The sequence below is a fragment of the Spirillospora sp. NPDC049652 genome (assembly GCF_040675125.1).
Lineage (GTDB): Bacteria > Actinomycetota > Actinomycetes > Streptosporangiales > Streptosporangiaceae > Spirillospora.
This window is the reverse complement of record NZ_JBFAOF010000112.1, coordinates 1-12,952: the sequence shown is the minus strand read 5'-3', so window position 1 is coordinate 12,952 and position 12,952 is coordinate 1. Positions and strand designations below refer to the sequence as shown.

Genomic DNA, 12,952 nt, shown 5'->3' with positions numbered 1-12,952 from the left:
GGCGTGGCGGAGGAACTCGGGGGCCACGGTCGCCACGCCTTGCGGGTTGGTGGCGCCTTCCAGCAGGACGCGGCCCGTCCAGGGACCCAGCCGGACGTGCGGGACGAGTTCGAGACGGCCGGGCCAGCGGGTGGCCGCCAGTCGCGCGCGGAGTGGGGCGTCGTCCGGATCGCGGATGAGGCCGCGTTCGGCCATGGCGTCCACCGCGGCGATGGCGACCGCGAGATTGTGGTGCTGGTGTGCGCCGGCCAGCGGGCAAGGGAGGTCGCGGTGGACGGCGCGGGGCGTGGTCACGCTCACCAGGGACCGGGGGCCGTGGCCGGTGGCGGTGTAGTGGATCTCGTGGTCCAGCCGCCACACGGACAGCCCTGCGCGCTCCTTGAGGACCTGCTCCGCGCTGGTGGCCGCTTCGGGGATCAGGCGTCCGAGCACCACATGGTCGCCGTCCCGCACGGCTCGGATCTTGGCCTCCGTGATCTCGGCCAGGGAGTCGCCGAGCAGGCGGGTGTGGTCGAGGCCCACGCCGGTGAGGACCTTCACGTCCAGGCCGAGCTCCGCGGCCGCCGCCCGGCTCCCGCCGATGCTCGCCTCGGCCACCGCCAGATCGACGCCCGCCCGCTGGAAGTGGACGGCCGCGGTGGCCGCGAAGACGCCCTGGGACAGCACGGGCAGTCCGTGCTCCTCGATCGCGTGCCAGACCTCGGCGAACGCCGCCGAGTACTCGGCGCGCGTGACGGGAGTCCCGTTGACCCGGATCCGCTCCCTGGGCTCCTGGAGGTGCGGGCTGGGCATGCTGCCCACGCGCGCGCCGGTCGCGGCCACCGCTGAGACCGCGAACGCGCAGGTCGAGCCCTTGCCGTTCGTCCCGACCACCAGCGCTCCGGACAGTCCCCGCTCCGGGTGGCCCAGCGCCTCCAGCAGCCGGGGGACGTTCGCCTGCCGCACGGGCCGGGGAATCCCCTCGGGGTTCTCGTGCAGTTTCGCGAGGATCTCCACACAGCGTCGGTACTCCACCCTCCGAGCTTTCCACCGAACGCGATCACTTAGAAGCACTGAGTGATTGTTCCGCCCGCCACTGGCGACGGCGCCGGGCGGCGTGCGCAGTGCGATGCCGAGCGCATCCTCACGTGGCGAGCACCGGCAGGGCGAGCATCGTGAGGGAGACACCGAGCCAGCCGACGCCGAGGCCGACGCTGACCTCGTCCGCCGCGGTGGGGATGCGGTGTCAGGGGCGGAGGGAGAAAAAGGCCTCGACGCGGCGGCGGTGGTAGTCGAGGTCGTCGTCGGGCGGGACGCTGTCGCGGTGCGCGCGTTCGAAGTACGCGGCCTCGCGGCGCAGCCGGTGCCGGATCAGCTGGACGACGGTCTCGTCGTCCATGTCGCCCGCCGTCCCGCCCGCCTCGTGGTAGTCGGCGACGAACCGGCGGCGCTGCTCAAGGGACGCGGAGAACTCGTCGGTCCACTCCAGCGCGGCCGACGCGACCTCCAGTTCGGGCGCGCCGACGACGGCCTCGTCCCAGTCCAGGACAGCGACGAGCCGTCCGTCCCGGGCGAGGGTGTTGCCGGTGTAGTAGTCGCCGTGCAGCGGGTGCCGAAGGGTGCGGCGGCGATGGAACTCGACCAGCCACCGGTCGAGCTGCGGATCGGCGAGGGCGGGTGCGTCCGCCGGCGGCTTGCCGTCCAGGCCGGTCTCCAGCCATCCCGCCACCGGGCGCGCCGGAGGCCGGAAGTCGGCGACGGCGCGGTGGAGTCGCGCGAGCAGCCGCGCTCCTTCACGGCGCATCGGCTCCTCGTCGGCGTCCGGCCACTCCCCCTCGACGAACGGCCAGACCGACACGGGACGTCCTTCGACGTGGACGACCGTGGCCCCGCTGCGCGTGCGCAGCGGCGCGACCGCCTCCGGCATGGACGCGGCGGCGTGCGCGGCGACGGCGTGGCACCACTCGGCCACGGCACTGGTCCGCTCCAGCGGCCCGACCCGGATGACGAGGTCGCCGGCCCTGTAGGCCGCCGACTCCTCGCCGCCGTACAGGCGCTCCGGCGGGGCCTCGACGCGGCGTCCCCACTCCGCGAGGACGGCGTCGCGCATGGCCGCGGTCAGCGGCGTCTCGGTGAAGACCACCGTCCCGACCGTACCCGTTCATGATCACGGCCGGGACGGCGGACGGGTCAGCCTCGCGCGCCTCGCGGGGCGGTGATGAGGCCGTAGATGACCAGGATGGCGACCAGGATGTTGATCGCCGACCAGACCGGGAAGGCGGCCAGGAACATGAAGTGGCCGATCATCGCGAGCGCGGCGAACAGGACTCCGGCGGCCCGCGCCCAGGTCTGCCCGACCAGGATGCCGACGCCGACGATGATCTGGATGATTCCGATGATGATCCAGATCCATCCCCAGGCGGTGAAGCCGAACAGCAGGACCTTGTCGCTCGTCGCGACGAAGAAGTCCTTCTTGAACACCCCGACCAGGCCGTCGATGACGTTGAAGACACCGAGCAGGACGCCGAGGACGCCGGCGAAGCCGAGCCAGCCGGAGTAGACGCCGCGCGGTGTGGCGGGTGTCGTGGCCATGATGGACTCGCTTTCCCGCGGGGCCGTCTCCGAGGCCGTCCGCTCGGGCCGCGTCGGTTGGGCACGAGTCGCCGAGAAGGGGCGGGGGCCGGCCCGCGTGGTGACGTTAAGCCGGACGCGCGGACCGCCGGTGCGGCGGGCCGCACGCAACCACTTTCGGAAAGTCCCCAATGCCTTGTTTTGTGAAACCGCATCGACGGCGTGGGCGCGGGACTTGGCCGATTCTTCAGCCGGACATTGCCGGACAAGGACGGCACTCTCCGGGTTCTCCCCGGTCGCGGACATCAGAGGCCACCGCCCGCACCCCGGTGAACAAAGGGTGACACCAGGCTCACCCGATCTCCGTTGACCCGTCCCCCGCCAGGTCCCATTCTGGCTAGGGAGACCACGCACCGTGATCAGTGAGGTGCCGAGCGTCGTACGGACGTCGCGAGGCGGAGCAGGCGGCGCGTCCGCCGGACAGGTGGCCGGCCCGGCGACCGGGCCGGTGCCGGGAGGGAGACTGGTCATGGGAGAAGCCGACGATCACGCGATCGTCATCGGCGCGGGGGTCGGCGGGGTCCTCGCCGCCCGGGCGCTGGCCCGCCGGTTCGCCCGCGTCACCGTCGTCGACCGCGACACGCTGCCGCAGGAGCCGGCGTTCCGGCCGGGGATTCCGCAGTCCCCGCAGATCCACGCGTTCTGGAAGCACGGTGTCGACTGCGCCGAACACCTCCTTCCCGGCCTGACGCGGGAGCTCACCGACCACGGCGCCCACCGGCTGATCGTCCCCCGGGACTTCCTGTGGCTGAGCCCTGTCGGCTGGTTCCCCCGGGTCGCGGGCACCGCCGACCTGACCTGCAGCCGGGTCCTGCTCGACTGGGTCCTGCGGCGCATGGCGGCGGCGGACGAGCGCATCGAGTTCCTGGAGGGAAGCCAGGTCACGGGGCTGGTGGCCACTCCCGACCGGGACGGCGTCCAAGGCGTCCGCGTGCGCACCGCGGATTCCGGCGAAACCCGGGTCCTCAGCGCGGGCCTGGTCGCCGACGCCAGCGGCCGCCGGTCCGAGGCGACTCGGTGGCTGACCGAACTCGGCTACTCCGCGCCTGCGGTGGAGCGCTACGACGCCGGATTCGGCTACTCCAGCCGCTACTACAAGCTGCCCGACTCCACCGGGCAGGACTGGAAGGCCATCTACATCCAGACCAGCCCGAGCACCCCGCGCGGCGGGGTGCTGGTCCCCGTCGAAGGCGGACGCTGGATGGCCACCCTCCTGGGCTGCGGTGAGGAGAACATCCCGCCCACCAAGGAGGACCAGTACCTCGCCTACGCGCGCAGTCTCCGCAGCCCCGTCCTGTACGACGCCCTCCGGGAGGCCGAGCCCCTGTCGGACGCGCAGGCGTTCCGCAACACGGCCAACGAATGGCGCCATTACGAGTCCCTGGACCGCTGGCCGCGCGGCTTCCTGGTGCTGGGCGACGCCCTGTGCCGTTTCAACCCCGTCTACGGCCAGGGCATGACGGTCGCGGCCATGTCCGCCAAGGCCGTCGCCGACGAGATCGACAGCATGGACCCCGCCCGCGTCCACCGCGACACCGCGCGCCTGCAACGGGTGGCCGCCGCGCAGTCGGCCAACGCGTGGGGCCTGGCCACCGGCGAGGACCTCCGCTTCCCCTGGACGCGGGGCCGCCCGCCGGGAGCGAAGGTCAAGCTGCTGCACCAGTACATGGACCACGTCGTGGCGGCGGGCAACGTCGATCCGGCGACCTGCCGGACGATCTTCCGGGTCTTCGGCATGAACGTCCCGCCGACGGCGCTGTTCAGGCCGTCGGCCGTCACCCGGGTCGTGGGCCGGTGGCGCGCCCCGACGACCTCGCCGTCCTCGGTGGGCGCTCCTCCCCCGATCACCTGACCGGGCCCGGCCGGGCTGGACGGCTCGCCGCGCTCACCCGCCCCCGACAAGACCTCCGCTCCGGCTCGGCACGGCGGTCGGTGCCGGGTGGTCGTCGATGGTCATGGAGTTGTACAGCCGTCCGCTCCTGGTGGTGAGGCGGAGGAGCAGGCGGCCGGGGCCCGCCGGAAGCGCGGAGATCAGGCGGGCGCCCTGGGCCAGTCCCGTCACGCCGAGCCGGGAGGCGGGGATCAGGGTCTTCGCCGCGCTCAGCGCCGCCGCGCGGCCCCCGCGCACGTGGTCCGCCATCGCGCGCTCGTAGGCGGGGAAGGCGCGCTCGTGGTCGCCGTCCGCCCGGGCCAGCTCGCCGGCGAGGACGTACGCGCCGACGATGGCCAGGGTGGTGCTGCCGCCGACCGCCGGGCCGGGGCTGTAGCCGGCGTCCCCGACGAGCGTGACCCTCCCCCGCGACCAGGTGTCCATCCGGATCTGGGTGATGGAGTCGAAGTAGAAGGCGGGAGTGCGGTCGAGCTCGTCCAGCCAGCCGTCCACGTCTGGATGGAGACCGGTGAACGCGCCGCGCAGGAGGTCCTTCTGCCGTGGGACGTCGCGACGGTCGTAGTCGAGTTCGCGTTCGCTGCGGAACAGGAACAGGACGCGTGCGCCGCCGAGATGCGGCGCGCCGTACATCCCGGCGGTGCGGCCGACGCCGACGTGGATGAGCAGTTCGCGGTCGAGGCCGGCGGCGTCCGGGAGGGTCAGCACGCCGAGGTGGGCCCCGATGAAGGAACTGAAGGCGGCCTCCGCGCCGAAGACGATGCGGCGCACGTTGGAGTGCAGCCCGTCCGCGCCGACGACCAGGTCGAAGCGGCGCGGGGCGGCGTTCTCGAACGTCACCTCGCCGCCGGGCGAGATCGCGGTGACCGAGTCGTCGAAGACGTACTCGACGTCGTCGCGGGTGGCGTCGTGGAGGATCTCGCTCAGGTCGTCGCGCATGACCTCGGCGTGCCGGTCGGACGCCGCGCTGAAGATCCTGGTGAGGTCCGTCCGGACGGGACGCCGCGCGCCCTCCGGGTGGACGGTCATCCACCGCGTGCCCGTGGCCCGCTCCTCGACGCGGGCGAGCACGCCCATCTTCTCCGCGATGGCCGTCGCGGGCCGGAACAGGTCGACCGCGTGGCCGCCCGTCCTGCGCGGGGACGGCGCGCGCTCGACGACGGTGACGGAGAAGCCGTGCCGGGTGAGCCAGTACGCGAGCACCGGGCCCGCGATGCTCGCGCCGGAGATGAGCACACGCTTGGCGTCCCTTCCGCTCATCCGGTCCCCCGCGCGGAGTGGATCGCGGTGAAGGCCAGCAGGGAGGCGGCGGTCCGGTCCGGGTCTTCGAGCGGCGGCGTGTGGCCGAGGCCGGGCAGCATCTCCACCACCGCGCCCGGGACGGCGCGGTAGTCATCGGCGGACGAGGGGCGCCATCTGCGGTCGTCCGCGCCGAAGAGCACCAGGAGCGGCCTGTCCAGGACGGCGAGGCGGTCCGGCAGCGCCCGCTCCTGCATGTAGGCGCGGGTGGCCTGCATGGTCGCGACGAGGGAGTGGAAGGTCATGGCCCGCATCTCGCCCAGCAGTTCGTCGGGCACCCGGTAGCCCGGACGGCTGAACGCGGTGCTCGCGAAGCGGCGGATCTGCTCGTCGGTGGGCGGCCATCGGGACGGGTCGAGCGCGGCGGAGTCGGACGTGATGAAGGCGTCCAGGCGGGGGCCGGTGTTGATGAGGACGAGCGCGGTCACCAGGTCGGGCCGCTGCTCGGCGAGCGCGGTGGCGGTCGCGCCGCCGCTGGAGTGCCCGGCGACCACGGCGCGCTCCACGCCGAGCCGGTCCAGCACCGCGCCGGCCCGGCGCGCCTGGTCCGGGATCGCGTAGCCGCCGTCGTCCGGCTTGCTCGACCGGCCGTGTCCGAGCAGGTCGATGCGGACGACGCGGTGGGCCCCGGTCAGCAGCGGGACCATCGGATCCCATGAGCGGGTCGAGGACGCCGACCCGTGGACGAGCAGGAGCGCCGGGGCGTCGCGAGGACCGTCCTGGCACACGTGGATGTCGCCGTCGTCCAGCGACAGGATCGAACTCTCGGTGATGTCGGCACCGCCATGCCCGTGCGGGCCGCCAGCAGAAGCAGTCATGAGGCCACTGTCGTCTCCGGCGCACGCCCCGGTATTGGACGAATGTTCCCTCGGCCTGCCCACTTAGCATGGAACGGTGCGGACGTTCATGCACGGTGCGGCGGAGTGGGACGTCGCGTGCCCGCAGCGGCCCAGTCGGGTCTCCGGCGTCACGATGGCCGGGTTCCGGGTCCGCGATCTGGACTCGCTCCGGATGGTCCCGCACCCGGCCGTGACGCTGCTCCTGGACTTCGGCGACGGTACCGCCGTCCTCGAAAGCGCCGCCGGGCGGCAGCGTCAGGGTTGCGTGGTCGCCGGGCCCGGCTTCGGCTCCGGCGGCGCGGCCCGCGCGCGGGGAGAGAACATCGAGTGCGTGCAGGTACGCCTGTCCCCGGTGATCGCCCGCGCCGTGCTAGGCGCCTCCCCCGCCGAGCTCGACAACGTCGCGGTCCCCCTGGACGACCTCTGGGGCGCGGAGGCGGCGCGGATCCGCGAGCGCCTGGGCGACACTCCCTCGTGGCAGAAGCGTTTCGCGCTGGTGGACGGCCTGCTCGCCCGCCGGCAGGAGGCGGGACCGCCGGTGGACCCTGAGGTGGCCTGGGCCTGGAGCCGGATCGCCGGCAGCCGCGGCCTGGTCCGGGTCGACGGGCTCGCGGCCGAGCTCGGGTGGAGCCGCAAGCGGCTGTGGTCCCGGTTCCGGGCGCAACTCGGGCTGCCACCGAAACGCGCCGTCAAGCTCGTCCGCTTCGACCATGCCGCCCACCGCCTGACGGCGGGCGACGACGCCGCCCGGGTCGCGGCCGACGCCGGCTACGCCGACCAGTCCCACCTGCATCGGGACGTCATGGAGTTCACCGGCATGACCCCGGCGTCCGTGGCCGCCGAGCCGTTCCTCGTCGTCGACCCGATCGCCTGGCCGGATAGCGCGACACCCTGACCTGTTCACGGGCCCGCAACACACCTCTCCGAACGATCTACGAAAACCTGTAGTGATCAAGGTAGATTTTCGCGGCGGGGTGGGGTAGAGTTCCTGACATCGACAGAGTACGAGTCCATGAGACGGGCAGAGGACGAACTGCCCGGTGAGATGGATGGCACGAGCCGCGCGTGCCGGGGCCGACGCAGTGCAAGGGGTTCCGGCAGGCGGCATCGTCCGGGGCGGCCACACGGGCCGCTCACAGCAACACCGCAGGTAGTAGTACCGGCAAGTGCAGTACCAGCAAGTCCAGTTGGTGATGTCGAGGAAGGGAGAGTCCGGCGCCATCGGGATCGCCCGTCGCAGGCTCCAGTCACGCCGCGCGGGTACCGCAGTTCCACAGACAAGGTGGTGGTCTACGGTCACGCATTCGCGATCCCCGCGTCCCCGCTCAGGTGAGCGGTAGACGCGGTCCGAGACCGGCCGCACGGCCGGATAGATGGTGTTGTACCTCAGGGCCCCGGCGCCGCAGTGGCGCCGGGGCCCCCGTTCGCGTCCACCCGGCACGCCCGCGCGACCGACACGGAAGGATCTATGGAACCTGACACCGCACGACCCGCCACCGGCATCGCCGGCGTCCTGCCCCGGAGCGGCACGGCGGACGGCGGTCCGCCGGGCGACCGGCCCGACGACGAACTCGACGACAAGCTCAACGACGAGGACTACCCGGCCTACAGCATGGGCCGCGCCGCCGAACTGCTCGACGTCACCCCCGCGTTCCTGCGCCAGCTGGACGCGGCCAAGCTGTTCGTCCCGCAGCGCTCGGCCGGCGGCCACCGCCGCTACTCCCGCTACCAGCTCCGGCTGGCCCAGCGCGCCCGCGACCTGGTCGACCAGGGCACCGCGCTCGACGCGGCCTGCCGCATCATCATCCTGGAAGACCAGCTCGCCGAGGCCCAGCGCATCAACGCCCGACTCCAGCGACGCATCGACCAGGACACCGGACGGCCCTGAATCCGCCTCCCCGACTCCACAGGGAGAAGAACTCCGGATCGGGTGGTCCCCGAAACTCTCCCCGCTGGGCGAACGCGAATGTCGCGTTCGCCCAGCTTCGTTTTCGACTCAGGGTCGGCCCGGCGAGGTCGGCCGAGACCTGCCGCCCGCGGCGCGTCCATAGCGTTCATCAGCATTTTATTGCAACGCAACACCCTTCGATCGTTGCGTTACTTTCAGCTCCCCTGCAATGATTTTCAGCCTTTGAGCTGCTGTTATGCATCTACAGCGCAATGCAGCTGTTGTGGGACTCTTGAAAGCAACGTAGCGTTTGCGTTGTCGGAAACGAAGAGCCGCAAGGAGAGCACGATGCAGACGTTCGCCACCACCGCCCCGGTCACCGCCGTCCTGAACGTCCCCGCCGGGAGCATCCGGATCGTCGCGGGCGACCAGGCCGAGACCACGGTCGAGGTCCTGCCCGCCGACGCCGCCAAGGGCCGGGACGTGAAGGCCGCCGAGCAGACCTCGGTCGAGTACGCGGGCGGCGTCCTGCGGATCCAGGCCCCGACCGGCAACCAGTACTTCGGAGCGTCCGGGGCCCTCGCGGTGACGGTCCGGGTGCCCGCCGGGTCCGACGTGCGGGCCACCACGGCGAGCGTCGGTCTCGACACCACCGGACCGCTCGGCGACATCGTCTACGAGGGCGCTCAGGGCCAGGTCGGGATCGAGGACGCCGCGAGCGTCACGCTCACCGGCGCGGCGGGCGACGTGGAGATCGGGCGGCTCGGCGGGTCCGCGCGGATCACCCTCAGCAAGGGCGGCATCCGCATCGCCGAGGCGAACGCCGGAACCGTCGAGCTGCGCACCCAGGACGGTTCGATCTCGGTCGGCGCGGCCGCCGGGGTCTCGGCCTCGCTCGACGCCTCCACCGCCTACGGCCGCATCACCAACGAGCTCCGCAACGACGGCGCCACGCGGCTCGCCATCCGCGCCACGACCGCCACCGGCGACATCACCGCCCGCAGTCTCTGACCCGCAGCACCCTCCCCCCGAAGGAGCCCCCCACCATGACGAACCTGGCCATCGCGGCGGACGGACTGCGCAAGTCCTACGGCGACAAGACCGTGCTCGACGGCGTCGACCTGGCCGTCCCGGAAGGGACGATCTTCTCCCTGCTCGGCCCGAACGGCGCGGGCAAGACCACCACCGTCCAGATCCTGTCCACCCTGGTCGCGGCCGACGGCGGGACCGTCCGGGTCGCCGGCCACGACCTGGCCCGCGAGCCGGACGAGGTGCGCGGCGCGATCGGCGTCACCGGGCAGTACTCGGCCGTCGACAAGCTGCTCACCGGCGAGGAGAACCTGCTGCTCATGGCCGACCTGCGGCACCTGTCCCGCCGGGACGGCAGGCGGAAGGCCGCCGAGCTGCTCGACCGGTTCGACCTGGTGGACGCGGCGCGCAAGCCCGCCGGCACCTACTCCGGAGGCATGCAGCGCCGCCTCGACCTCGCCATGACCCTGGTCGGCGCCCCCCGGCTGATCTTCCTGGACGAGCCCACCACCGCCCTCGACCCGCGCAGCCGCCGCTCCATGTGGCAGATCGTCCGGGAACTCGTCCACGGCGGCGTGACGATCTTCCTCACCACCCAGTACCTGGAGGAGGCGGACGAGCTCGCCGACCGGATCGCGGTGCTGGACCACGGCCGGCTGATCGCCGAGGGGACCTCGGACGAGCTCAAGCGGCTCATCCCCGGCGGCCACGTGTCGCTGCGGTTCACCGACGACGACGCGCTGAAGGACGCCCTCACCGCGCTCGGCCAGGGGTTCGTGGACCCGTCCGACGACGACCGGCTCACGCTGCAGGTGCCCTCCGACGGCGGTGGCGCGCCGCTGCGGGAGCTGCTCGCCCGGCTGGACGCGGCCGGTGTCGAACCGGCCGGCCTCAGCATCCACACCCCCGACCTCGACGACGTGTTCCTCACCCTCACCGGCCAGAAGCAGGAGACCTCCCGATGAGCACCCTCGCCCTCGCGCTGCGCGACTCCTCGACCATGACCCGCCGCCAGCTCAAGCGCCTGGTCCGCTACCCGTCCATGACCGTCCAGCTCGTCGTCACGCCGGTCGTCATCCTGCTGCTGTTCGTCTACGTGTTCGGCGGGACGCTCGGCAAGGGGCTCGGCGGCGGGCGGGAGGCCTACATCAACTACGTCGTGCCGGGCATCCTGCTGATGGCCGCCGCGACCGCCGCGACCGGCACGGCCGTCATGGTCGCCACCGACATGACCGAGGGCATCATCGCCCGCTTCCGCACCATGCGGATCTCCCGGGCGTCGGTCCTGACCGGGCACGTCGTCGGCAGCGTCGTCCAGCAGCTCCTCGGCATGGCGGTGCTCATCGGCGTCGCCCTGGCGATCGGGTTCCGCCCGGACGCGGGCGTCGTCGAATGGCTCGGCGCGGCGGGGATGCTCACGCTGTTCGCGGTGGCGGTCACCTGGCTGGCGGTCGCGCTCGGCATGAAGGCCCAGACACCCGAGGCCGCCAGCAACGCGCCGATGCCCCTGGTCTTCCTCCCCTTTCTCGGCAGCGGGTTCGTCCCGACCGACTCGATGCCCACCGTGCTGCGCTGGTTCGCCGAGTACCAGCCCTTCACGCCGATCATGGAGACCGTCCGCGGGCTGCTGCTCGGCACGCCGGTCGGGAACGACGCGGCGATCGCGACCGCCTGGTGCGCCGGCCTCACGGCCGTCTCCTACCTCTGGGCGAAGCGCACCTTCGACAAGGCCTGACCATGACCCGGCCGACCAGGGCCGCCGGACCGCGAGGTCCGGCGGCCCTGACGCGTCGACCACTGACTTTCGGCAGTGACGGAGGGCCGGGGACGGCTTGTAGCGTGACCGGATGCTGCGGGTTGTCGGAATCGTGCTGGTGTGGGCCGTCATGGCCTTCCCGGTGGTCGTCGGCGGGCTGCTGCCGGTCCACGGGACGGACTGGCGGTGGTGGACGGCGCTCGCCGGGGTCGGGGCGGTCGGCGCGGGCATCGCCGGACGGTTCCGCCCGCACGTGGCGCTGCTGCTGGGGATCGGCCTCACGATGGTCCAGGGCAACTTCGCGTTCGCGGTCCCGGTGCTGGCCTACCTGACCGGACGGCGCGCCGGGCGGGCACGGCCCGTGGTCTGGCTGTTCTCGGTGGTGTTCGTCGGCGGGACCGTCCTGAACCTCGTCCGCGGGATCGACGTGACGCAGTGGTTCCCGCTGACGATCTGGCTGGTCCTGCTCGGTGTCCTGCCGTGGCTCGTGGGCCGGTACCGGCGGCAGTACCAGGAGCTCCTGCGCGCGGGGTGGGAACGGGTCGAGCAACTGGAACGGGAGCAGCGGATCGTCGCCGAACGGGAGCGGCTCCGCGAGCGCGCCCGGATCGCCCAGGACATGCACGACTCGCTGGGGCACGATCTCGCGCTTCTCGCCGTGCGGGCCGGCGCGTTGCAGGTCGCGGCCGACCTGCCCGAGCGGCACCGCGAGGCGGTCGCCGAGCTGCGGGCGGGCGCGGCGGACGCGACCGACCGGCTGCACCAGATCATCGGGCTGCTGCGCGAGGCCACCGACGGCACGGTCGCCGGGCTCGTGCGGAACGCGGTGTCGTCGGGGATGGACGTCCGGCTCGTCCAGGACGGCGTTCCGGTGGACGCGCGGACGGCGTACCGGGTCGTCCAGGAGGGGCTGACGAACGCGGCCAAGCACGCGCCGGGGGCGGCCGTGGCCGTGCGGATCGACGCGGCGTCCGTGACGGTCACCAACGGCCCCGCGGACGAGAAACCGCAGCTCACAGGGGGTGGACGCGGACTGGACGGGCTGGCCGGGCGGGTCCCCGCGCTGCACGCGGAGCCCACCCCGGACGGCGGGTTCGAGCTGCGGGCCGTCCTGGCGCGTCCCGAGGACGAGGCGGACCAGGACGAGCTGGCACGGCGCAGGCAGCAGGTCCGGCGGGGGCTGCTCGTCACGTTCGCGGTTCCGGCCGGGCTGGTCGCGGCGCTGTCGGTCGTGATGGTCGGCTACTACGCCTACGCGACCCTGAACTCGGTGCTGCGGCCCGCCGACTTCGCGGCGTTGCGGGTGGGGCAGCCGCAGCGCGACGTCGAACGCGTCCTGCCCCGGATGGAACTGATCGACTCGGACGCCGAACGCGTCCGCTCGTTCCCCGACGCGCCCGCGGGGGCGCGGTGCCGGTACTTCCGGTCGGACGGGAACCTGCTGGGGCTCGGGGAGGTTTACCGGCTGTGCTTTCAGAACGACAGGCTGGCCGCCAAGGACGCGAGGCCGGCGCCGTGATCCGCGTGCTGCTCGCCGACGACGAGGCGATGATCCGGGCGGGGGTGCGGGCGATCCTGTCCGCCGATCCGGGCGTCGAGGTGGTCGCCGAGGCCGGGGACGGGCGCGCGGCGGTGGAGCTGGC

At 72.7% G+C, this 12,952-nt stretch carries 13 protein-coding genes; 8 read left to right on the top strand and 5 right to left on the bottom strand.

Translation table 11 applies throughout. The features are described 5' to 3' along the window. From AB0J52_RS10765 to AB0J52_RS10755, 3 genes are all read right to left on the bottom strand, one after another. Nucleotides 1-996, bottom strand: a 996-nt coding sequence (locus tag AB0J52_RS10765; protein WP_500181357.1) for a folylpolyglutamate synthase/dihydrofolate synthase family protein, incomplete at its 3' end; no start/stop codon positions are given. A 229-nt stretch (nucleotides 997-1,225) separates the two neighbouring features. After that, complete coding sequence (locus AB0J52_RS10760) at nucleotides 1,226-2,122, bottom strand: phosphotransferase (RefSeq protein ID WP_500181356.1); 897 nt, start codon at nucleotides 2,120-2,122, stop codon at nucleotides 1,226-1,228. A gap of 47 nt (nucleotides 2,123-2,169) precedes the next feature. Further along, nucleotides 2,170-2,571, bottom strand: coding sequence for a DUF7144 family membrane protein (locus AB0J52_RS10755; protein WP_500181355.1), 402 nt, complete (start codon nucleotides 2,569-2,571; stop codon nucleotides 2,170-2,172). Between the two features lie 508 nt (nucleotides 2,572-3,079). Between AB0J52_RS10755 and AB0J52_RS10750 the strand changes: the two genes are divergently transcribed. Further along, on the top strand, nucleotides 3,080-4,462 hold the full coding sequence (locus AB0J52_RS10750) for an NAD(P)/FAD-dependent oxidoreductase (RefSeq protein WP_500181354.1): 1,383 nt from the start codon (nucleotides 3,080-3,082) through the stop codon (nucleotides 4,460-4,462). Nucleotides 4,463-4,495: 33 nt separating this feature from the next. Here the strand turns inward: AB0J52_RS10750 and AB0J52_RS10745 are convergent, their stop codons facing one another. Then, nucleotides 4,496-5,758 carry an FAD-dependent monooxygenase gene (locus tag AB0J52_RS10745; protein ID WP_500181353.1) on the bottom strand — a complete coding sequence of 421 codons (1,263 nt, stop codon included), beginning with the start codon at nucleotides 5,756-5,758 and terminating at the stop codon, nucleotides 4,496-4,498. Next, nucleotides 5,755-6,615, bottom strand: a complete 861-nt coding sequence (locus AB0J52_RS10740; protein WP_500181352.1) for an alpha/beta fold hydrolase — start codon at nucleotides 6,613-6,615, stop codon at nucleotides 5,755-5,757. Before AB0J52_RS10740 ends, AB0J52_RS10745 begins: the two co-directional genes overlap by 4 nt. A gap of 76 nt (nucleotides 6,616-6,691) precedes the next feature. On the opposite strand from AB0J52_RS10740, the gene AB0J52_RS10735 reads away from it, so the two are divergent. From AB0J52_RS10735 to AB0J52_RS10705, 7 genes are all read left to right on the top strand, one after another. After that, a complete protein-coding gene (locus AB0J52_RS10735; RefSeq protein ID WP_500181351.1) occupies nucleotides 6,692-7,531 on the top strand; it encodes a helix-turn-helix domain-containing protein in 840 nt (279 codons plus the stop codon). A 573-nt stretch (nucleotides 7,532-8,104) separates the two neighbouring features. Continuing rightward, nucleotides 8,105-8,524, top strand: coding sequence for a MerR family transcriptional regulator (locus AB0J52_RS10730; protein WP_500181350.1), 420 nt, complete (start codon nucleotides 8,105-8,107; stop codon nucleotides 8,522-8,524). Between the two features lie 348 nt (nucleotides 8,525-8,872). After that, nucleotides 8,873-9,535: a DUF4097 family beta strand repeat-containing protein gene (locus AB0J52_RS10725; RefSeq protein ID WP_500181349.1), complete on the top strand. Its 663-nt coding sequence runs from the start codon at nucleotides 8,873-8,875 to the stop codon at nucleotides 9,533-9,535. 35 nt (nucleotides 9,536-9,570) lie between these two features. Next, on the top strand, nucleotides 9,571-10,518 hold the full coding sequence (locus tag AB0J52_RS10720; RefSeq protein WP_500181348.1) for an ATP-binding cassette domain-containing protein: 948 nt from the start codon (nucleotides 9,571-9,573) through the stop codon (nucleotides 10,516-10,518). Continuing rightward, a complete protein-coding gene (locus AB0J52_RS10715) occupies nucleotides 10,515-11,288 on the top strand; it encodes an ABC transporter permease (RefSeq protein WP_500181347.1) in 774 nt (257 codons plus the stop codon). The genes AB0J52_RS10720 and AB0J52_RS10715 overlap by 4 nt, the downstream gene beginning before the upstream one ends. 112 nt (nucleotides 11,289-11,400) lie before the next feature. Further along, a complete protein-coding gene (locus AB0J52_RS10710; protein WP_500181346.1) occupies nucleotides 11,401-12,828 on the top strand; it encodes a sensor histidine kinase in 1,428 nt (475 codons plus the stop codon). Beyond that, nucleotides 12,825-12,952 (top strand): response regulator transcription factor (locus AB0J52_RS10705; RefSeq protein WP_500181358.1); only part of this gene is annotated, 128 nt, incomplete at its 3' end. The genes AB0J52_RS10710 and AB0J52_RS10705, both read left to right, overlap by 4 nt.

Coding starts and splice junctions, on each gene's coding strand:
- AB0J52_RS10755 (WP_500181355.1), bottom strand. CDS start 2,571: ATGGCCACGACACCCGCCACACCGCGCGGCGTCTACTCCGGCTGGCTC.
- AB0J52_RS10750 (WP_500181354.1), top strand. CDS start 3,080: ATGGGAGAAGCCGACGATCACGCGATCGTCATCGGCGCGGGGGTCGGC.
- AB0J52_RS10745 (WP_500181353.1), bottom strand. CDS start 5,758: ATGAGCGGAAGGGACGCCAAGCGTGTGCTCATCTCCGGCGCGAGCATC.
- AB0J52_RS10740 (WP_500181352.1), bottom strand. CDS start 6,615: ATGACTGCTTCTGCTGGCGGCCCGCACGGGCATGGCGGTGCCGACATC.
- AB0J52_RS10730 (WP_500181350.1), top strand. CDS start 8,105: ATGGAACCTGACACCGCACGACCCGCCACCGGCATCGCCGGCGTCCTG.
- AB0J52_RS10725 (WP_500181349.1), top strand. CDS start 8,873: ATGCAGACGTTCGCCACCACCGCCCCGGTCACCGCCGTCCTGAACGTC.
- AB0J52_RS10720 (WP_500181348.1), top strand. CDS start 9,571: ATGACGAACCTGGCCATCGCGGCGGACGGACTGCGCAAGTCCTACGGC.
- AB0J52_RS10715 (WP_500181347.1), top strand. CDS start 10,515: ATGAGCACCCTCGCCCTCGCGCTGCGCGACTCCTCGACCATGACCCGC.
- AB0J52_RS10710 (WP_500181346.1), top strand. CDS start 11,401: ATGCTGCGGGTTGTCGGAATCGTGCTGGTGTGGGCCGTCATGGCCTTC.